The organism is Fulvivirga sp. (assembly GCF_040218215.1).
In the GTDB taxonomy this organism is placed as follows: domain Bacteria; phylum Bacteroidota; class Bacteroidia; order Cytophagales; family Cyclobacteriaceae; genus Fulvivirga.
Genome location: NZ_JAVJQL010000011.1, coordinates 159,871 through 181,114, shown reverse-complemented (window position 1 = coordinate 181,114; position 21,244 = coordinate 159,871). Strand labels below are relative to the sequence as shown.

The window sequence follows — 21,244 nt, the reverse complement described above, 5'->3', positions numbered from 1 at the left end:
AAATAAATTTCCCCGCCTTGTAATAAATCCTTACCTTCTTGTCACTACTGTGGTAAGCAAATGAGGTAATGACAGAAAACGAACAACATCAGACTTTTGATCAGTGGATAAAAAAATACAGGGCACTCCTCTTTAAAGTAGTGCGGGTTTACGCCCACACCCCTGCCGATCAGGATGATCTTTTTCAGGAGATCGCCATTCAGGTGTACCGCTCCATACCCAACTTCAGAAGTGAAAGTGCTGAAAGCACCTGGTTATATCGAATCGCACTAAACACCGCTATGCGCTGGTCAACCCGTGAGAAGAAGCACACGCACGGTCATAATCCTGTAGAAGATTATGAGTACCTGCTTAAGGCCTCCTCCACTGAAAAGGATGAGCGCCTCGACTGGCTCTATGATGAGATCAGCCGGTTTGATGAGGTTGACCGTTCCATTACCCTCCTTTTGCTAGATGGTTTGAGCTATAAAGAAATGTCCGATGTGGTCGGTATTTCCGAGTCCAACATTGGGGTAAAAATCTATCGCATTAAAAAATTACTGACAGAAAAATCTAAAAAATATGATTACCATGGAGTTTGACGAATTACAAAAGGTTTGGGACAAGCAGAACAACGAGCCGCTTTATGTTATCAACGAAGAAGCACTGCACCGCAGAATTAAGGCCAAAAAAAGAGCTGCCGCTAAAAAAGCCAATTGGATGGAAATCATACTGATTGGAGCCAACCTGCTTGCTGGCAGCATGTTACTATGGGCGGTGCTGTTCAAAGGCAAAGAGCACGAGACTTTTATCTATGTAATGATACCCATCATGCTGCTGGTACCATTCTATCTGCTTTATAAGAGGACTCAAAGAAAGAAGAGTGAAAATAAGTTTGAGCACACGCTGCTTGGTGACATTGAGCATGCATTATCAAATGCCTCTTACACCGTTACTTTGTCAAGAACATCCCAGCTTTACTTCCTATCCATTGCTGCCTTAACCATGCTAAGCCTCATCTTTGATAAAGATGCATCCATAGCTTCGATCATTGGTATAAGCATACTTTTCCTCTTAACCCTTTATGCATCAAGATGGGAGCATAACTTTTATGTCCGTAAGAAAAAAGAGCTGCAAAATCTTAAAGAAAAAATGGGGGAAGAAACTGAGGCTTAACACTTTAGTGTAAAACCATGATTCATTTTCAAACATTAGTGAAGGCGAAAACCACATTATTTTCAAAAATTTTGGAACAGAATGCCAAGTTCGTTGTTTAAACATTGAACTTAAACTTTAAACAAACTATGCTATCACAACTTGTATACGTAAGTAACAGAAAGCCAAATTGTACAGAAGCGGAGATTGAGAAAATACTTGCGTCTTGTAAGAAGAATAACCCTCCATTAAATATTACCGGGATACTTCTATACTCCGATAAAAAATTTATCCAATTGGTGGAAGGTGAGTCTAAGGTAATCATGGAATTATATGACAAAATAAAAAAGGATGGCCGTCATGCCAACCCTATGATGATATCTCTCAACCCTATCAAAGAAAAGTCCTTTCCAAGCTGGCACATGGGATCAAAAAAACTTCCTGAAAGTAAGGTGGACTTTAAAACGGAGATTACATCTGAAGACAAGGGGGTTTTTGAAAGTATATTGAGTGGTAAAGAAGAGAATGGTGAAAGAGTGCTCAATATGTTGAAAAAGTTTTTTTAATCATGAAATTTGAAAAAAGAGAGGCTGGTTTTTCACTATTGAAAACAGCCTCTTTTTTTGTTACCAATTCACACCTACAGTTATAACTAATTACCCTGCTCCAGCGCTGGCAGCACAATTCTGTCAAACGCACTAGGCTGTGCCATCAGAGCCTCAACCTCATCACTGCTTCTTGGCGCCCTGTCAGACAGTAACTCACAACCATCTTTTGTGATTAAGTAGTCATCTTCAATTCTTACAGGTATATTCCACCACTTCTGATCGGCAGGACTGTTTTCAGGGATGTAAATACCAGGCTCAATGGTGATCACCATATTCTCCTTCAGTACATCATACTCACCTTTATCATGCACATCAAGCCCGATATGGTGGCAGCAGCCGTGTGGGTAATATCGGTTTCTCCCAGTTTCTGGATTGATGATATCTTTATTCTCAGTTGTTTTATAAATACCCAATTCTACCAAGCCATTGTTTATTACTTCCTTTGTAGCCGCATAAAGGTCAGAAAATTTAACCCCGGGCTTACAAATTTTCATTGCCGCTTCCTGCGCTTCAAAAACCAGGTCATAGATTTGCTTTTGTTCTGGTGAGAATTTTCCGTTTACCGGAATGGTCCTGGTAATGTCGGCAGTATAACCATGATACTCAGCCCCCAAATCCATCAAGATCAACTCTCCATCTTCAATTTCGGCTTTATAGTTATCAATATAATGAAGCACACAGCCATTATGCCCTGCCCCCACTATGCTATTATAGCCTTCATACTCTGCTCTGTAGACTTTAAAAATATACTCATGAAGCCCCTGTATTTCCATTTCTGATAGGCCTGGTTTCATGGCTTTCATCACCTCGCTTTGCGCAATTGTAGAAATATCTACGGCCTTTCTTAAAAGATCCAATTCTTCTGACTGCTTTATTCCACGCATTTTGGTCATAATCATATCAAGTTCAACAAGATCTATATTACCTTTAATTGGTTCTATGGATAGGTCATTGGAATTATAACCTACTTTTTGTTTAAACTGGCTGATCAATGAAAACAAATCACCCTCCTCATTATGATTCCTCACATCATCTTTAAACTGATAAAACATCACCTTGTCAAACTGGGAGAAGTCAAGGTTGAAATCTTTGAAATCAGGGCCTTCAAAGGCCACATTGATATCCAGCTTATCTTTAGCACCTTCTTTGCCAAGCCTGGCTCCGTCATACAATTCCTTAAGTGCATTATGCTGGCGAACGAATATTATTTCATTGGTTTTTGTTGCGCCAAATTGTATTTCATCCTTAAAAACGAGCAGCAAAGAATGTGGCTCCTTATGGCCAGTCAGGTAATAAAACTCAGGATCCTGATGATACATAAAATCAGTATCATTAGCCCTGTTTCTGATGGGGTTGGAGAAAAACACCGCAACAGAATTGTCAGGCATCATCGAGCGTAATGTAGTTCTTCGCTCCTTATGGAATTCAGACTTGAGAAAGTCATCTTTATATTTTGTTTGCGCAAATGATATGGAATAAATGCATAAGCAAAGAAAACCAAGCAGCAATGTTCTTTTCATAATAACAGTTCGTTTACCACTAATATATTCCAACACCACTAGAGTAAAAAACATCTGGGGATGAATGGCCAATTGATGATAAATGTGGTAAGCTTCAATTGAATATCCATTCAAATCATGCCGTTCATCAAATGAGGGAAATCAGTTGCAAATAAAAGTTTAACTTGCAGGTTAAATTTTTATTATCGTGCGTGCTTTATATTATTTAATTCTTCTTCCATTTAGCAGGCTCCCATATTCGGTGCTCTATGTCATATCAGATATTATGTATCTGATTTTATACAAAACCTTTGGATACAGGATTAAGGTGGTCAGAGCTAACCTCGTTAACTCATTTCCCGAAAAAAGCAAAACAGAAATCAAGGCTATTGAAGCCGAATTTTATCGCCACTTCTGTGATATTGTAATAGAGGCAATCAAGGCATTTAGCATTACACCAAAGGAGGTTGAAAAATGTATCTCTTTCAGAAACCCTGAGGTAATGAACAAATATGCAGATCAGGGTAAGGATGTGGTTTTGGTGGGTGGCCATTTCAACAACTGGGAGATTTTTGCGGTAGCCATTGCCCAGCCTTTAAAGCTTCAGCCTATAGCATTATTTACCCCACTGACCAATGCTTTTATGAATGAAAAAATAACCAGTAGCCGATCGAAATATGGGCTGTGGATGAAAAGCTATACTGAGGTAAAGGAGATTATGGAGAGCAAGCCTAATCTTAGAAAAACAATCATATTTGGCACTGATCAGTGCCCTAAACGACATCAGCGCCCTCATTGGATGGAGTTTCTTAATCAAGAAACCGGAGTTCAGTTCGGTGCCGAGAAATTTGCCAAAGACAATAATCTGCCTGTGGTTTATGGCGTGATCCATAAAGTAAAAAGAGGGGTTTATGAGGTAGAGTTCAGGGATGTTTGTGACAACCCATTGGAACAACCTCATGGACAAATCACTGAGATACCAACAAAAATGCTCGAAGATGACATTAAGGGCGCCCCTGCATATTGGTTATGGACACACAAACGCTGGAAGCGCAAAAAATGCGATTTTATAGGTCAGGAAGAAGAGACAACCACAACTGACGGAAATTAAGAGGCACAAAGTCTTCTAAAAGACATTTACCACCGACCCTTTTGAAGCCAATTTTTGTTGTTTGAAAAAATCAACAGCCAATGGTTTACACTTTCAACGGCAAAGAACTGGGTTCCTTCTTTGCATTAAGCACCGACTACGCCAACCAAAGAGATGAATTTAAGGAGTATGACAACCTTATCAATATCCATTGGAATAGAAATGATCTCCCAATTACATTAAGTATTGATGATGTTGAGCATGTACTACTGCCCAATCAGCTCACCACCAGCACTTATTTACAAAAGCTAAGTTTTAAAAAAGGTGAGCCGCCTTTAACAAGCTTTTCTTTCAATAGAGAATTCTATTGTATAATAGATCATGATCAGGAAGTGTCATGTAATGGTGTGATTTTCTTCGGGGCTTTTGATATTCCTAAAGTCACATTGGAAGGTGATGAGATTGATAAATTCGAGGCCTTGTACCAGGTATTTTTAGAAGAATTTAAAACCAGGGATAGCATTCAGGGTGAAATGCTGATGATGATGCTCAAGCGTTTGATTATTAAAACCACACGGCTTACCAAAGAACAGAAGATCGGTCAGCGGCTTGATGATTCTCAAGTTGACATTGTAAGAAAATACAATGTGCTGGTCGATATCCATTTTAAGACCAAACATCAGGTGAATGAATATGCAGAGATGCTTTTCAAATCTCCTAAGACACTATCTAACCTGTTTGCAAAATACAATCATAAAACACCTTTACAGATTATACATGAGCGCATTGCACTGGAAGGCAAGCGCCAACTTCTTTATACTGACAAAACTGCCAAAGAAATTGCACATGATTTGGGCTTCGATGATGCAGGCTCCTTTCACAAGCTTTTCAAGAAAATTACAGGTCATACCCCCAACGATTTTAAGAAATCTGCCAGGTTTATAACCGCTTAATCAAACATTGGGAACAATCGCCATTCATTAGGGAAATACTGCCCATCACCGGGGCCTTCAGCTGCCGTAAAATTGTACTGTAATCAAAAACAGAAATCAATTTTAACATTTAAAACAAAAAAATTATGGCTACTGTAATAAACGCCCCAACAAGAGACGAAGTAAGTGAAAACAACAAAGTCATCTTTGATCAATTGGAAAAAGGACTTGGTTTTGTTCCCAATCTTTACGCCTCTTATGCTCACAACGAAACAGCACTTGGCGACTATCTGACACTTCAAAACAGAAGAAGTACCTTAAAAGCAAAAGAAAGAGAAGTTATCAATTTGGCAGTTTCTCAGGTAAACGAATGCCAATATTGCCTTTCGGCTCACACTGCACTAGGCAAAATGAATGGCTTCACAGAAGATCAAATTTTAGAATTAAGAGCAGGTAGTGCATCATTTGACAGCAAGTTAAATGCGTTGGCACTTTTTGTAAAGGACATTACCATCAACAGGGGAAAACCAACACCTGAAGCATTGGATAACTTCTTTGCTGCCGGATATGACAAAGCCAATCTGGTAGACGTGCTTATGGTAATTGGTGATAAAATCATCTCAAACTTCATACATGGAGTTACCAATGTGCCTATTGACTTTCCTTTGGCTCCAGAGCTGGCGGAAGTAAATAACTAATCAAACTCCAACCTTTATAAAAATACAATCATGGAAAAATTTATTAAAATAATCATTCTATCTGCAAGTCTGTCTTTTATAGCTTCAAGCTTGTTTGCTCAAAAGGCTGAGAAAATTCAGCTAACCCAAACTACTGGTGAGTTCACTCAAAAGGAGCTAAAACTTAAAGCTGGAAAAGAGTATGTATTTGAGGTTAAAAATGATGGTGTGGATCATGAGTTAGGGTTTGTAATTGCACCCAAAGGACAGACTGCGCAGAAGAATCATATACCAGAAGCCTATTTGGCCAATGCCATAAAAAATGGAGAAACATCAACTTCAAAAACGGTGACTCTTGAAAAAGGGGAATATGTTTACTTCTGCCCTTTAAATCCGACACCGCTTTACACACTAATTGTGAAATAATTCAGTTTAATAATTTATAATCTGTTTTCTTTTAACCCAGAAAATTCCTTGAATTTTCTGACCGTAGGTCTGACAATCCAGATGTTCACCATCTGGATGTCAGGGTTACCATGACATAACTCATTGAAAGCTCATCACTTGCAATGAGTTATCGTCATTATTTACGCATTAGCGTAAATAGCATGATAAAGCCACCTCTAATCGGTATATCCGAAAAGAGGTGGTTTTTTGTTTCTGTACAGTTCTTAAATAATTGGCTGCCTAACTACTATTCCCTAAATTCGATTTCTCTATTTCGAATTGATGTCAGCTCCAAGTAATAAAGAAAATGCTATAAAGACTACTTACCTGAGCATTGCAGGCAACACACTGCTTGCTGTGGCTAAAGGTGTAACCGGGGTTTTTGGCAATTCTTATGCGCTTATAGCTGATGCCATAGAGTCTACCACGGACATCTTTTCTTCAATTTTGGTATTAGTAGGGCTTAAATACAGCACCAAACCAGCGGATGAAAACCACCCTTATGGGCATGGTAAGGCAGAGCCGTTAATCACGTTTGCTGTGGTGGGCTTTTTGGTGGTTTCTGCTACTGTCATAGCCTATGAAAGCATCATTCATATTCAAACTCCTCATAAAACTCCCGCCCCTTACACCCTCATAGTTCTTGGGGCTATTGTCATATTAAAGGAAATCTTCTACCGTGTAGTCAATAGAAAAGGGGAACAGACAAAATCCTCCGCTCTAAAAGCTGATGCGTGGCACCATAGAAGTGATGCTATTACTTCACTGATGGCCTTTATAGGCATTTCAATTGCTATTTTCATGGGCCCCGGCTACGAAACCGCAGATGATTGGGCAGCACTTTTTGCCTCGGGATTTATTATGTACAATGCCTACCTCATTTTCAGACCAGCACTTGGTGAGATTATGGACGAGCATCTTTATGATGATCTGGTAGTAGAAATTCGTGAGGTAGCGCAAAAGGTAGAAGGTGTGATTGATACTGAAAAGTGCTTTATTCGTAAAACAGGTATGACTTTTCATGTTGACCTCCACCTTATCGTTGATGGCTCTATTTCCGTAAAGAAAGGCCATGATATTGCTCACGATACAAAAAATGTTTTGCTGCTGGAGTTTCCAGAGATTGCAGATATCTTAATCCATGTTGAGCCGCATGACCATTAGTTTAAAGTATTGATTGTCAACTAAACACACCATTTATAATTGCTGATAGCCTCAAATAAAAAAACTGCCAATTACATTAACATATCATTGTATTTTGGTCTTTACTTATTGCGCAAACTACTGCACAGACCCTAAAACCTATTAAACACAAACCAAATATTTATGAAAACCACACTACTCAGTTTACTACTTTGTTTGTGTGTCTTTTATAACCTTCAGGCTCAATCTGACAGCACAGAGGTTAAAGTTGACTCCACAAAAACAGAGAAAAAAGAAAAGAAAGACCTTCCATTGGAAGCAGAGCGAAAAATTCACATCAATACCGACAATGGCACCTGGCTATCACTTGATGTGAGCCCCGATGGAAAAACCATTGCCTTCGCTATGCTTGGTGATCTTTATACAATGCCTATTACAGGTGGCGATGCCGAAAGAATTACTGACGGATTGGCGCTGGACACCCATCCTAAATTCTCACCTGACGGTAAGTCTTTATTATTTGTTTCTGACCGTAGTGGTGGCGATAATGCCTGGAGAATGGATTTGGAAACCAAGGAATTCACCCAAATCACAAAAGGAAATACCAATAACATGCAGTCTGCCGAGTGGACTCCAGATGGAGAATATATTGTGGTGAGTAAAGGCACCAGAAACCTGAAATTATACCTGTACCATAAAGATGGTGGGTCTGGCGCACAATTGATCAAAAAGCCAGATAACCTTAAAACTATAGAGCCTGCTTTTGGTAATAATGGCCGATATATCTGGTTCTCGAACAGAAACAATGCATGGCAATACAATGCCAGCTTCCCACAATATCAAATCTCAACTTATGATCGTGAGACCGGGGATATTGCAAGACAAACTTCAAGATACGGTTCTGCCTTTGCTCCTACTCTATCGCCTGATGGTAACTGGTTGGTATATGGTAGCCGCTGGAATGATGAAACAGGCTTGATGGCCAGAAACTTAAAAACTGGTGATGAAAGATGGTTAGCCTACCCTGTGCAAAGAGATGAGCAGGAGTCAATCGCGCCACTAGGTGTTTTGCCTGCCATGTCATTTACACCAGACAGCAAAAATTTAATTGCTTCTTATGGTGGTAAAATATACAGTCTGCCTATCGCTGGTGGAGATGCAGTAAATATCCCTTTCAAAGTTGATGTTGAGCTTGAGCTTGGACCAAGATTGAAATTCAACTACCCCATCAGCGATGACCCGATGATGACGGTAACTCAAATCAGGGATACCAAAGTTTCTCCTGACGGTAAGCAAATTGCTTTCACCGCTTTGAACAGGTTGTATTTGATGGACTTGCCTGACGGAAAGCCTAAAAGAGTAACTGACTTTGACTTTACAGAGGCCATGCCTACCTGGAGTCCTGATGGAGCATATTTAGCATTCGTTACATGGAATGATTCAGATGGTGGCCATATCTATAAAGTAAATACCAAGGGCAAGGCTAAGCCAGTAAAACTAACTTCTACACCAGCGGTTTATTCAGAGCCAGCCTGGAGTTTCACTCAGGATAGGATCGTTTTCATGCGTGGCACAAAACAGACTTATAAAGATGGTGATGGCCCATTCACTTTCGGCACCCAGGATGAGTTGATGTGGATTTCTGCCAATGGTGGCACACCTACTTTAATAGAAAAATCCAAGAGAAGATCAACTCCACACTTTGTCAAAGGGAAAGACAGAATCTTCCTTTACGGAAATGATGGCTTGGTTTCCATCCGTTGGGATGGTACCGATGAGAAGTCCATAATAAAAATTACTGGTATCACCACTTATGGCTCTGCAAGGGATATTATAGACCATCACAGTTTACCTGAAACTGCCACAGAGCCTCAGCAAAAGCCTTCTGATGCAGATGTGATAACGATGGCTCCGGAAGGAGATCAGGCTTTGGCGCAAATCAATAATGAGATTTACACTATTACCATTCCTTATGTAGGTGGTGAAACCATTACCATTAATGTTGCCGATGCTAACAGTGCCGCTTTCCCTGCCAGAAAATTAACCAAAATTGGTGGCCAGTTTGCAAGCTGGGGCAGCAATGCAAAAAAAGTGTACTGGACAATCGGTAATGCTTTTGTGACTTATGACTTAGATGCTGCTAAAGCCAAAGAGGAAGAAATAGCGGCTAAGAAGAAGGAAGACGAGAAGAAAAAAGAAGAAGGGAAAGAAGAAGGGAAAGAAGAAGAGAAGAAGGACGAGGATAAAAAAGAAGAGGACGACAAAAAAGACAAGGAAGATGAAGGCTATAAGCCAGACGAAATCCGTGTTAAGGTAGAAGTTAAAAGGGATATCCCTGAAGGAACTGTGCTGCTTAAAAATGCCCGAATCATTACCATGAAAGGCGATGAGGTAATCGAAAATGGTGACATCCTTATCGAGAATAACAGAATCAAACAGGTTGGAGCTACAGGTAGCATATCAGTTGATAACAAAGTGAAAGTGATGGATATGTCAGGAAAGACTATCACTCCTGGCTTTGTAGACACGCACGCGCACATGTGGCCAGCTTGGGGTGTTCACAAAAATCAGGTTTGGGTTTATGCCGCTAATCTGGCATATGGTGTGACCACAACCCGCGACCCTCAGACCGCTACAACAGATGTGTTGACTTACGCTGACATGGTAGATGCAGGTATGATCTACGGGCCTAGGGTTTACTCTACAGGTCCTGGTGTTGGCTTCTGGGCTTACAATATCAAAAGTTTGGAGCAGGCGAGAGAAATATTGAAGCAATACTCTGAGTACTACAATACCAAGACTATCAAAATGTACTTGACAGGTAATCGTCAGCACAGACAGTGGATTATCATGGCGGCTAAAGAGCAAGGCCTGATGCCAACTACTGAAGGTGGCTTGGATTTCAAATTGAACATCTCCCAAATCTTAGATGGATACCCTGGCCATGAGCACAGTTTCCCGATCTATCCGTTGTATGATGATTTCTTGAAAATGGTTTCTGAATCTAAAACAGCTTACACACCTACCCTATTGGTGTCTTATGGCGGCCCATGGGCTGAGAACTACTACTACGCCACTGAAGATGTGCAAGGCGATCCTAAGATCAACTTCTACACCCCTAAGTCAGAGCTTGATGCTAAGTCAAGAAGAAGAAACTCTGGCTGGTTTATGCGCGAAGAGTATGTATTTGATGACCATGCGAAATTTGTAAATGAGCTGGTAAAAGATGGCGGTATAGCTGGTGTTGGTTCTCACGGACAGCTGCAAGGTCTTGGTTATCACTGGGAACTTTGGAGTGTTCAGTCTGGCGGACTATCAGAATTGAATGCACTTAAAGTAGCGACTATACTTGGTGCTGAGGCTATTGGTCTTGAGAAAGATTTGGGTAGCATTGAAGCAGGCAAATTGGCTGACTTAGTGATTTTGGATAAAAACCCATTGGAGAATTTCAGAAACACCAACACAGTGAATATGGTGATGAAGAACGGAAGACTTTACAATGCTAAAAATTTAGATGAGGTTTACCCAAGACAGAAAAAAGCACCTGAGTTTGAGTGGCATCAGGATGCGCCAGAGAATGTGCCTGGTATTAAAGAGTAAAATCGATTAATGTTATATAAGGAGAAGCCCGCTAGAGTCTAGTGGGCTTTTTTGTTTCATTCATGAATTCGGTCCACCAAATTCGCATTCAAAGTTTTCTTGAAAGAAATGATTATTTAAAAATTTGTTTCAACCACCTAAGAAAATTCACCCTGCCAAGTTTTTCATTACTCGGAGTTTTATAATCATTTACAAGAGGCCTTTGAAATATTGATACCTCAAATGACTCCAGGTCAACTTCAAAACCTAAGTTGGACCTATACTGATTTTCTGCCGAGGTCAATTCACCAATAGCTCTTCCATTGATTTGGCTTTTAAAATAAATCCCATCAACCATTATATCGGGCTTAATTTCCTTCATCAAACCATTCGAATCAAAAATATAGATTAAGTATATAGCACCTGCAACGAAATAACTAGGTGTATCTGTGAGAATTAAACTCTCTATTGTCGGATAATCATTCGTCTTATATTTGACGATTCTTTTATTAACATCAATCAAATAACCAATACCACCAGAAACTACGAAAGCCAATTTACTTCTCTCATCCAACAATACCTTGTTAAATCCACTATGATAGTCTTGTGAAAAACATCCATACCATTTTTCTATATCACTAATGATAAATTCAACCCATAAAGGCTGCCTGAAATGTTCCCCGAAATGAACCTCTGGAGCGCTACCAGATTGCGGAGCATCATTTAAAATATTTGCTTTTATCACATTTCAATATTAGTCTATTACTGAGAATAGAGCAATTGTCGCCATGCTGTGCACCGTGACATCAATACATGCCTGCCACCATGCACAGCATGGCGGGAACGAAGGTATTAAAGTTTAAGAATTTTAGCAGAGTGATGAACGGTTAATATATCGACTCTGTCTTTTGATTTGATGTGATAAATGATTCTGTAATTACCTAAAATCAATTCTCTAATTGAATCATCTCCTAACTCAGGTACAACTCTTCCAGATTCAGGAAGTGGTATGATTTGTTTTGCCCTTGATCGAATCCTCTGGATTTGAATTCTTGCATATTTTTTGGAATCTTGAGCAATGTATTCGGCTATGGCAATTAAATCATTTTTGGCTTGATTGGTCCAATTCAACTTAGCCATTCAGGAAGTTCTTTATCAAGGTCTGCATCCGAGATAACTTCATTACTTTTTGATTGAGCCAAACCATTTTCTATTTTTTGAACTAGAATTAATTCATCCAAAACATCATCAATGGAAAACTGCTCAGGCAATCTATTTATGACGGATATTAATTTTTCCTTGGTTATCATATTTCTAATATACAAAAAAACGTAAATACAAGTTCAAGGAGGATGTCCAAGTTGTCACCATGCACAGCATGGCGGGAGCAGAGGGTACCATTCATTCATAACATATATTATCAGCTTCTTTAACTCGATCAAAGAATTTATCTATTTCCTGCCAATCGAAATTGTCCTCATCAATTTGCCATAACCATCGAGTTTCTTCAAACAGTATAACTATGAAATTGTGATACTTTTCATAAAAGTCGAATAGAGAAATTGGGTTACCTGAAACTCTTCTTGAATCAACATGGTTTCTCCAGTTTCTCATCATAGCAAAGTGTTCTCCAAACTCATTCGGTATTGACTGGTCATAAAAAGAACTTGGTAGTTTCAGGTTGTCTGGATAACCGTTCAATATTCTGTTTTTACGATTTCTAAACAACTTTTTTATTTCTTCCGTCAGAACTTTTTCGATCTTATTTTCCTCTTTCTTTTTGAAAAATGAAAATAGTTTTCTCCTTTTCTTTGGTTGGTTAAAGACTTTGTTTGTTTTAATCATCACAACATGGAATTCATACAGATGAGACAAAAAATCACTATAAGCGTTAAAGCATAGTATTTTAGTTCGCTGTTTTCCTTGTTGTGATGGATCATTTGAATAGTAATTGAAAGAGATGTAAGAATCCATGCACCGATAAAACTCATGTGCTAATGCAATTTTACGAGCTTCCTTTTTTCTTTTACCACTACTCATTTCTAGATTCTTGCTAATAACATCAGTATAACAGAACTTCTGTTATTTCACTTGTCTTGTCTAATCTAAAGAATCTAAAAGTAACTTACTAGAGCAAGGATAGACCAATACTACTCATACCTCAACGCCTTCACAGGATCAGACAAGGATGCTTTCAAACTCTCGAAGCTTACTGTTATCACGGTCAATAGTGTAATCGCCAAAATACTACCTACAAATAATGTCCAACTCATCGGGGTTTGGTAAACGAAGTTCTGCAGCCACCACTCTGACAAGAAATATGAAACGGGAACAGCGATCAGGGCAGCAACAATCAGTATTTGGAGGAATAGTTTAAGCAGTAAAAATAATATCTGAAAGTTGCTGGCACCCAATGCTTTTCTAATGCCTATCTCCTTGGTCTTCTGCTCGGTGGTAAATGAAGCCAGACCAAACAGTCCCACGCAAGTGATAAATATTGCCAGTCCTGCAAAGTTGGTAGCCAATGCTGAAACTCGTCTTTCCAGCACATACATTCGTTCAAACTCATCATTCACAAACCAATAATCCAATCCAACTCCGGGATATACCTGTTTCCACACCTTTTCTATCAGGACAATTTTCTCCTGAAATTTGCCTTCGGGTAGTTTTACATAAAGGATTCTGTCTATGGCGTGAGGCTTTGGACTAATCACTAAAGGATCAATGGCCTGATATGCCGACTGGTAAGGAAAGTCCTTCACCACACCTACTACCTGGCCGGTTTGTGGTTGCTCATAGTCATAATTAAAATAACCATTTACTTTGGGATAAGACATGGCAGTCCCCACCATTTCAGCCGGGGTTTTGCCAAGCGCCACACAAGCTTTTTCATTGATCACAATAGACAGTGAATCTGAGGTATTTCCAATTTGGAAGTCTCTGCCTTCTATCAATTCCAGTCCATAGGTTTTTATAAAATCATAATCCACATTAAAGGTGTTCCACTCATATTCTTCGTCAGTAACATCAGGGAACTTGTAAGGCACGCCCAATGGACCAAAGAAGTCGAGCCTTGGAAGATGATTGCCAAAAGTGACATACTGAAGGTCTGGATCCTGCTTGAGCATATTCTTAAAAGTGGCATATTTATTATAATCTGCCGTACCACCATGTCGGATGGATAAAATTTGATCTCCAGCCTCATTCAGCTTGCTGCTCTGCATCATGCTCATTTGGTTTACAGCAATCACCGTTGAAATCAACAATATAATGGCTATTACAAACTGAAAACCGATCAATGACTTTCTTAAAATATTTGAGCCTTTACTAAAAGTGAATTTTCCTTTCAGCGTGTCTATTGTATTCATGGCTGACAAAAATAAAGCTGGGTAGATGCCTGACATGAAAGCCACAAAAAGCAATAGTCCAAACATGCTCAGTAAAATACCTGTGCTAAATAGGGCTGAATAAGGAATAGAAGTACTAGCCAACTCATTAAATTCTGGAAGGATGACAACCACCAGAAGCAGCGCGATAAGAAATGACAGAAATACCATAAGAAAAGACTCCATCATAAACTGACCTACCAGCTGCTGACGCTCCCCGCCTAATGATTTTCTCAATCCTACTTCCTTGGAGCGTTTTGCTGACCTTGCAGTTGCCAGGTTCATATAATTGATGCAGGCAATAATTATAATGAGCAGCGCAATGGAAGCAAAAGTGTAGATATAAGTAATATCACCTCCACCTTCTGTTACCCAGGCATATTCCTTATCAAAATGGATGTCCTGCACGTTTCTAACTACAGGCTCCACGGTACCTTCAAACTCCTCAGCCAAATTTGGATTGTCAGCAAAAACCTGATCAATCATAGTATTCATTCCTGCCAATAAGGTCTCTTCATCAGTATCGGGCTTGGTGAGAATATAGCTTTGGTAGCCTCCTTGATACATGTGCTCTTCATATTGCTCGAAAGTTACTCCGGGAGGAAATTGCTGAAAAGGCCTTAGGGCATAGTAGTTCACAATATATTTTGGTCTGATGTGAATGTTCTGCGGATAGTCTTCATAAACCGCTGATACCGTCAATTCCAAAGGCTGGTTATTGGTAGCAAAGCTATGCCTTAAAGTCACCTGCTTGCCGATGGGGTCTTCATCGCCAAATAAGTCCCGGGCAGATGACTGACTTATGGCCATGCCGGTCGGATTTTCAAGCGCCTTCTCCCTATTTCCTGTAATCACAGGAAAATACATAAACTCATGAAAGTTGGATTGCACCCACAAAATATCTTCAGTCATGATCATTCGATCATCCGGCACATAGTGAATACTGGCAGGCATACCCATCCACATGGTTCTAATGCCACCTGTTACAGACTCCAGATTTTCCTTCAAGTAGGTAGTCCATCCACCAGGCACATACGTATTTGGGTATTGGTTTCCTTCCTTGTCAATAAATTTAACCCCAAGAATGTAAGTATCTTCCGACCTTTCAAACTGGCGATCATAGGTTAATTCACTATGGAGGTAAAGAAATATTAAAAGTGCTGCGGCCAGGCCTACCGAAAGACCAAGAATATTAATAACAGCATATACCTTTTGCTTGGCGAATGCACGGAGTGCAACGGTGAAATAATTTTTTAGCATGATGAGTTGTTGTTTTTGACCTCGGCAAGGTAGTGATTAGCAGTAAGTTAAGAATGGAAATTTTGTAACAAGTTGTCACAGAATTGTACTTTATTGAATGAATAGGGTAATTTCAATCAAAATGAAATTGCTATGATATTTATTGCTCGCTTGCTGCTTAGTCTGATATTCCTTGTCTTGTCAGCACTTCATTTCTATTGGGCAACCGGAGGCAAATGGGGGTTGGATAATTCTGTGCCTACGAACTTAGAAGGTAAAAAAATGTTGAAAACAAGTGTGCTTTCATGCATTGTAGTTGGTTTAGGGCTATTAACTTTTTCTTTATTTTATTTACTGCCTTTGTTAAATATCGTACTCCCCTCATTTACCAATTTCCTTCATTGGGTCATACCTTCTATCTTCTTACTAAGAGCTATAGGTGACTTTAAATATGTCGGGTTCTTCAAAAGTGTAAGAACAACCAAATTCGGGCAACTTGATACTAAGTACTTCTCGCCACTTTGTGTGCTATTGGCCGGGCTGGGGTTTATTGTAGCAATTATATAATAAAGTTCAGTTCCAACCATTTTCCAATGCATGGTGTCTTTAAGGTGTATAAAATTGAAAATCATGAAAAATCGCATTCTAACTAACCTGGTAATACTTTTTATCAGCATCGTTGTCATATTGCTACTTTCTAAATGCAGCAAAGAAGAAATAATAGTTTGTGGCATAGAAAATGTCTGTGGTGACGGTGAAGACTCGAGTTGGTTTGCCGAAGAGGTAGAGAGCCAGAGTGAAATGTATAACAAGTACTTTTATGTTATCAAGGCTACATATCGAGGAGAAGTTGTATTTGTTTTTCAAAACTGCTGCCCGTTCTGCTCCACTATTGTCTCAGTAAGGAATTGTGCGGGAGCAACTTTAGGATATCTTGGCACTGGTGAGGACGCAATAAATACCGATGAGATATTAAACCCTGTTATTTTCTGGAAAGCGCCAGAAAACGAGTGTGTGTTTACTAATTAACCAAGACCTTCCATAGCCTTAATAATATCTTCCTGCTGCCTTACCTTTTCAATATGTTCCGGAGGGGCTATCCTATCCTCACATTCTGCCCAAGCACAACGCTCGCAGGTATTATTCACTATTCTTGACTTAATATCAGGATCATCGATGAACTTAATCCTTTTCTTCAAGTTGGATTCTATGTAAAAACCAATTGTCACACTGATGCTTTCAATAGGGTTTGAAATGTTCGGGAAGGCAAGCGACAAGCAGAAATAATCGTCTTCGGTACCATAGTATTTAGAAATCTGAGCACCTGTAATTATCTCATTGGCATCACCCATCCTGGAAGTGGCCCGAAGCTGCTTAATCATCCTGATAGCCAACCACCTCCTGCAATAGTGCTCATTCAAGCCATTGGCATGCGGACTGTGGGCTCTTGATAAATGCAATTCTTTTGTTAAATCGTACTTTGAGAAATTATCTGTGCCTACAAATCTTAAAAAGAAGAGGTTCTTTATACCAAAATGCTGTGGTAAAATATTAGTCAACCGCTGCATCAATAGCTCTGGAGTTGCTGCATACTTATCAATCAAGTCAATGAGCATTTGGTTGTTCAGTTTTGGCAATGCAGCTACACTTCTGATGTCAGCCACCACCTGTGACTCAGGCATGATCACCGCTGCTGAAAAATAAGAGGCCTTATAATTGTTAAGTATAGCATCAAAACCATAAACCTTTTGTGGAGGGGTCTCTTCTGGCCTTTTCTTAATTTTTAAATATTGAAAGGCCAATTCCCTACCTAACAAAAAACTCTGCTGCGCCTCAGTTAAGCCTTCATTCAATAACAATTTCTTATTTGACTTTACGTAATAAGATCTTAAGTCCCGTAAAGGGGCGATGGTTGATAATGAATCCCTGTCAACGGTAATATCAAATTGACTTTTTAATAGGTTCTCAAGTTGGTTGAAATCAATGGTCTGATCTTGATTCACCCCACACGACTCACGAAAAGCTTCTGCTGCGTCTTCCAGCTCTTTAAAGTAGTTGTCATGCATCTCCTGATAAGAGCGTAATGCGGCATAGTAAAAGTGCTCACCTCGCATTTCATAATTACGGGCAATATTGATCACAGAAGTGATAAAAGCATTGATCTTTTCAGGGTCTTGAGAGACTAGCTCTATAATTTTTTGAGGATCAAGGCCAAAGGTCTCCAATGGAAACTCCTTAAAAAGATCAGATTGCAAAAGGCTGATTACAGGCTCAAGTTTTTTAGAAACCTGCAAAGAAACCAGGTAGTCATAACTCACTTCCAGCGCAGCTGCCAACACCATGATCTTATCGCCCTTAGGGTATTTTTTACCCTTTTCTATTTCACTGAGATAAGACATAGACAAGCCTGATTTCTCAGACATCTCCTGAAAAGACAAGCCCTTGCTTAGTCTTAAATCACGCACCTTGAGACCCAAAATATGCTTCAGTGAAAAATTACCATCGATCATGAGATCAAAGATATGTAATTATTGAGTAAAATTTCTTTTAGCGAATTTTCGCTATTAAAGAATATTTTCTATATTAGCCCCTGATTCAACTTTTAAAAACCAAATAATATGATAGCAACCACTGAAAAAATCCCAATCGGAATGAAAGTTCTGCCCGAGGTGAGTGCAGATTTTAGCACCGTGCTTACCCCAGAGGCACTATCATTTCTTAATGCCTTGCATCAAAAGTTCAATGAGCAGCGTCTTGAACTTTTGAAAGCCCGAGTGGAGCGCCAAAGAGCCATCGACTCAGGTCACATGCCTGATTTTCTTGAAAGCACTAAAGCTATAAGAGAGGGCGACTGGACTGTAGCCCCCATCCCACAAGATTTAATTGACCGCAGAGTGGAGATCACTGGTCCGGTAGAGCGAAAAATGATTATCAATGCCCTCAACTCTGGTGCTAAGGTTTTCATGGCTGACTTTGAAGACAGTAACAGTCCTAACTGGACCAACACCGTTCAAGGGCAAATTAACTTAAGGGATGCTATTGATGGCACTATCACCTTTGAACATCCTAAAACCAAAAAACTTTATAAGCTCAATGAAGAAACGGCTGTTCTTTTTGTTCGCCCAAGAGGCTGGCATTTGGAAGACAAGCACATTCTTGTCAATGATCAGCCCATTAGCGGTAGTCTGTTAGACTTCGGGCTATATTTCTATCACAATGCTCAAAACCTGATTAATAAAGGTAGTGGGCCGTACTTCTATTTACCTAAACTGGAATCGCATCTTGAAGCAAGGTTATGGAATGATGTTTTTGTTTTCGCTCAGGATTATTTGAGCATCCCTCAAGGCACAATAAAAGCAACTGTACTAATAGAAACCATTACAGCAAGTTTTGAATTGCATGAAATTCTTTTTGAGTTAAAAGAACACAGTGCTGGACTCAACTGTGGTCGTTGGGATTATATTTTCTCCTATATCAAAAAATTTAAAAACCTTGAAGGTTTTATCATGCCGGACAGGGCGCAGATTACCATGGATGTTCATTTCATGAAATCTTATGCCCAGGCTGTAATCAAGGCTTGTCATAAAAGAAATGTTCATGCCATGGGCGGCATGGCTGCTCAAATTCCTATTAAATCTGACCTTGAAGCCAACGAAATTGCTTTGGAAAAGGTAATGGCCGATAAGGAAAGGGAAGCTAAAATGGGACATGATGGCACCTGGGTTGCACATCCGGATTTAGTGAAGGTGGCGGAAAGCGCATTTAACAGGAATATGCCTACCAAAAACCAGATCCACATTAAACGAAACGATTTAAACATCACTGCTAAGGATATATTAAAAGTGCCTAAAGGAACCATCACCGAAGCAGGGTTAAGGACTAATATCAATGTTGGCATTCTTTATATTGAAAGCTGGCTGCAAGGCAATGGCGCGGCAGCGCTCTATCATTTGATGGAAGATGCCGCTACTGCCGAAATATCAAGAACCCAGGTTTGGCAATGGATAAAGAACAAAGCCAAATTGGAAGATGGACGCAAGATTGATGAAACACTTTATCAGGAATTGAAAAACGAAGAGTTGGTAAAAATCAAAGCTTATGTGGGTGATGAATACTATAAAAATGGTCAATTCAAAAAGGCAATTGAGCTTTTCGATCAACTAGTTCTGACTAATGAATTTGAAGAATTTTTAACCTTAAATGCTTACCTACTAATCGACTGAAACCATGACCAAGGAAGATCAAATAGAAAAACTATATAACGACTGGATGACGAATCCACGTTGGAAAAATGTAAAAAGACCGTACATCGCGGAAGATGTGGCGAAATTGAGAGGTTCAGTGGTTGTTGAGCATACATTGGCTAAGCTTGGAGCAGAGAAGTTATGGAAAAAGCTAAATAATCAACCATTTGTAGCTGGACTTGGCGCCCTTACCGGGAACCAGGCCATTCAGGAAGTAACAGCAGGCTTAGAAGCTATTTACTTAAGCGGATGGCAGGTGGCAGCTGATGCAAACCTGGCAGGCGAGATGTATCCTGACCAGTCACTTTACCCTGCTGATTCCGTACCTAAGGTGGTAAAGAGAATTAATAACGCACTGATGCGCAGAGATCAGATTCAAAGTGTAACTGGCGAATCGGACATAGACTGGATGGTGCCGATAGTTGCAGATGCTGAAGCAGGTTTTGGTGGTAATCTGAATGCTTTTGAACTGATGAAAGCCATGATCGAAGCTGGTGCTTCTGGTGTTCATTTTGAAGATCAGCTCTCATCAGCTAAGAAATGTGGACATCTGGGAGGCAAAGTGTTAGTACCAACACAAGAGGCCATTAACAAGTTAGTAGCTGCGAGACTGGCAGCTGATGTGATGGATACACCCACCCTATTGGTAGCACGCACAGATGCTGAAGCAGCTAATCTAATTACTTCTGATATTGACCCAAGGGATCATAAGTTCTTAACTGGTGAACGCACTGCTGAAGGTTTCTATGTTGTAAAAAATGGACTAGCTCAGGGTATAGATCGTGGATTGAGCTATGCACCCTATGCAGATCTAATCTGGATGGAAACATCAAATCCAGATCTTGGATTAGCACGAGAGTTTGCGCAGGCAATCAGAGAAAAATATCCAGAACAAATGCTTGCCTATAACTGTTCTCCTTCTTTCAACTGGGCTGCTAAGCTGTCGGTTAAAGAAATGGAAACGTTCAGGGAAAATATCGCTGACATGGGTTATAAATTTCAGTTCATAACACTTGCTGGTTTCCATGCTTTGAATACCTCAATGTTTGAGCTTTCAAAAGCGTATAAATTAAGAGGAATGGCCGGCTATAGCGAACTGCAGGAAAGGGAGTTTGCACTACAATCAGAAGGTTTTAGAGCTGTAAAGCACCAGACTTTTGTAGGCACCCAGTACTTTGATAGCATTCAGAATATCGTGCAGCAAGGAAACTCTTCAACCACTGCTATGAAAGGCAGCACAGAAGAGGCACAATTTGTAAAGTAACA

The 21,244-nt window shown here is 39.8% G+C and carries 20 protein-coding genes; 13 read left to right on the top strand and 7 right to left on the bottom strand.

Annotated elements, in window-relative coordinates:
- The first annotated feature begins 68 nt into the window (after positions 1-68).
- From RIB54_RS05460 to RIB54_RS05450, 3 genes are all read left to right on the top strand, one after another.
- Positions 69-581: an RNA polymerase sigma factor gene (locus RIB54_RS05460; RefSeq protein ID WP_350099625.1), complete on the top strand. Its 513-nt coding sequence runs from the start codon at positions 69-71 to the stop codon at positions 579-581.
- Positions 571-1,155, top strand: coding sequence for a hypothetical protein (locus RIB54_RS05455; protein WP_350063789.1), 585 nt, complete (start codon positions 571-573; stop codon positions 1,153-1,155). The genes RIB54_RS05460 and RIB54_RS05455 overlap by 11 nt, the downstream gene beginning before the upstream one ends.
- Positions 1,156-1,283: 128 nt before the next feature.
- On the top strand, positions 1,284-1,700 hold the full coding sequence (locus RIB54_RS05450; protein WP_350099624.1) for a BLUF domain-containing protein: 417 nt from the start codon (positions 1,284-1,286) through the stop codon (positions 1,698-1,700).
- Between the two features lie 86 nt (positions 1,701-1,786).
- On the opposite strand, the gene RIB54_RS05445 is transcribed toward RIB54_RS05450, so the two are convergent.
- Entirely contained in the window at positions 1,787-3,262 is a 1,476-nt protein-coding gene (locus RIB54_RS05445; RefSeq protein ID WP_350099623.1) for an aminopeptidase P N-terminal domain-containing protein, read from the bottom strand.
- Between the two features lie 187 nt (positions 3,263-3,449).
- On the opposite strand from RIB54_RS05445, the gene RIB54_RS05440 reads away from it, so the two are divergent.
- The 6 genes from RIB54_RS05440 to RIB54_RS05415 all read left to right on the top strand — a co-directional run bounded on the left by RIB54_RS05440 (position 3,450) and on the right by RIB54_RS05415 (position 11,130).
- Positions 3,450-4,352, top strand: coding sequence for a lysophospholipid acyltransferase family protein (locus RIB54_RS05440; protein WP_350099622.1), 903 nt, complete (start codon positions 3,450-3,452; stop codon positions 4,350-4,352).
- Positions 4,353-4,432: 80 nt separating this feature from the next.
- On the top strand, positions 4,433-5,284 hold the full coding sequence (locus tag RIB54_RS05435) for a helix-turn-helix domain-containing protein (RefSeq protein WP_350099621.1): 852 nt from the start codon (positions 4,433-4,435) through the stop codon (positions 5,282-5,284).
- A 125-nt stretch (positions 5,285-5,409) separates the two neighbouring features.
- Positions 5,410-5,961, top strand: coding sequence for a carboxymuconolactone decarboxylase family protein (locus RIB54_RS05430; protein WP_350099620.1), 552 nt, complete (start codon positions 5,410-5,412; stop codon positions 5,959-5,961).
- A 30-nt stretch (positions 5,962-5,991) separates the two neighbouring features.
- Entirely contained in the window at positions 5,992-6,366 is a 375-nt protein-coding gene (locus RIB54_RS05425) for a cupredoxin domain-containing protein (RefSeq protein WP_350099619.1), read from the top strand.
- A gap of 303 nt (positions 6,367-6,669) precedes the next feature.
- Complete coding sequence (locus RIB54_RS05420; protein WP_350063801.1) at positions 6,670-7,551, top strand: cation diffusion facilitator family transporter; 882 nt, start codon at positions 6,670-6,672, stop codon at positions 7,549-7,551.
- A gap of 162 nt (positions 7,552-7,713) precedes the next feature.
- A complete protein-coding gene (locus RIB54_RS05415; RefSeq protein ID WP_350099618.1) occupies positions 7,714-11,130 on the top strand; it encodes an amidohydrolase family protein in 3,417 nt (1,138 codons plus the stop codon).
- A 112-nt stretch (positions 11,131-11,242) separates the two neighbouring features.
- Here RIB54_RS05415 and RIB54_RS05410 read toward each other — a convergent pair whose 3' ends face one another.
- The 5 genes from RIB54_RS05410 to RIB54_RS05390 all read right to left on the bottom strand — a co-directional run bounded on the left by RIB54_RS05410 (position 11,243) and on the right by RIB54_RS05390 (position 15,755).
- Positions 11,243-11,854, bottom strand: coding sequence for a hypothetical protein (locus RIB54_RS05410; RefSeq protein WP_350099617.1), 612 nt, complete (start codon positions 11,852-11,854; stop codon positions 11,243-11,245).
- 107 nt (positions 11,855-11,961) lie between these two features.
- The gene (locus RIB54_RS05405; RefSeq protein WP_350099615.1) at positions 11,962-12,249 is read right to left on the bottom strand and encodes a type II toxin-antitoxin system RelE/ParE family toxin; all 288 of its coding nucleotides are present in this window, start codon (positions 12,247-12,249) and stop codon (positions 11,962-11,964) included.
- Positions 12,237-12,419, bottom strand: a complete 183-nt coding sequence (locus tag RIB54_RS05400) for a hypothetical protein (RefSeq protein WP_350099614.1) — start codon at positions 12,417-12,419, stop codon at positions 12,237-12,239. Before RIB54_RS05400 ends, RIB54_RS05405 begins: the two co-directional genes overlap by 13 nt.
- A 91-nt stretch (positions 12,420-12,510) precedes the next feature.
- A complete protein-coding gene (locus RIB54_RS05395) occupies positions 12,511-13,149 on the bottom strand; it encodes a hypothetical protein (protein WP_350099613.1) in 639 nt (212 codons plus the stop codon).
- 110 nt (positions 13,150-13,259) lie between these two features.
- The gene (locus tag RIB54_RS05390; protein WP_350099612.1) at positions 13,260-15,755 is read right to left on the bottom strand and encodes an ABC transporter permease; all 2,496 of its coding nucleotides are present in this window, start codon (positions 15,753-15,755) and stop codon (positions 13,260-13,262) included.
- A 132-nt stretch (positions 15,756-15,887) separates the two neighbouring features.
- On the opposite strand from RIB54_RS05390, the gene RIB54_RS05385 reads away from it, so the two are divergent.
- Positions 15,888-16,301: a DUF3995 domain-containing protein gene (locus RIB54_RS05385; RefSeq protein ID WP_350099611.1), complete on the top strand. Its 414-nt coding sequence runs from the start codon at positions 15,888-15,890 to the stop codon at positions 16,299-16,301.
- A 63-nt stretch (positions 16,302-16,364) separates the two neighbouring features.
- Positions 16,365-16,763 carry a hypothetical protein gene (locus tag RIB54_RS05380; protein WP_350099610.1) on the top strand — a complete coding sequence of 133 codons (399 nt, stop codon included), beginning with the start codon at positions 16,365-16,367 and terminating at the stop codon, positions 16,761-16,763.
- Here RIB54_RS05380 and RIB54_RS05375 read toward each other — a convergent pair.
- Positions 16,760-18,244 carry a helix-turn-helix domain-containing protein gene (locus RIB54_RS05375; RefSeq protein WP_350099609.1) on the bottom strand — a complete coding sequence of 495 codons (1,485 nt, stop codon included), beginning with the start codon at positions 18,242-18,244 and terminating at the stop codon, positions 16,760-16,762. The genes RIB54_RS05380 and RIB54_RS05375 overlap by 4 nt on opposite strands.
- Positions 18,245-18,352: 108 nt before the next feature.
- Between RIB54_RS05375 and aceB the strand changes: the two genes are divergently transcribed.
- Both aceB and aceA read left to right on the top strand, forming a co-directional pair.
- Entirely contained in the window at positions 18,353-19,957 is a 1,605-nt protein-coding gene (gene aceB / locus RIB54_RS05370; protein ID WP_350099608.1) for a malate synthase A, read from the top strand.
- Between the two features lie 4 nt (positions 19,958-19,961).
- Positions 19,962-21,242: an isocitrate lyase gene (gene aceA / locus RIB54_RS05365; protein WP_350099607.1), complete on the top strand. Its 1,281-nt coding sequence runs from the start codon at positions 19,962-19,964 to the stop codon at positions 21,240-21,242.
- The last annotated feature ends 2 nt before the right edge of the window (positions 21,243-21,244 follow it).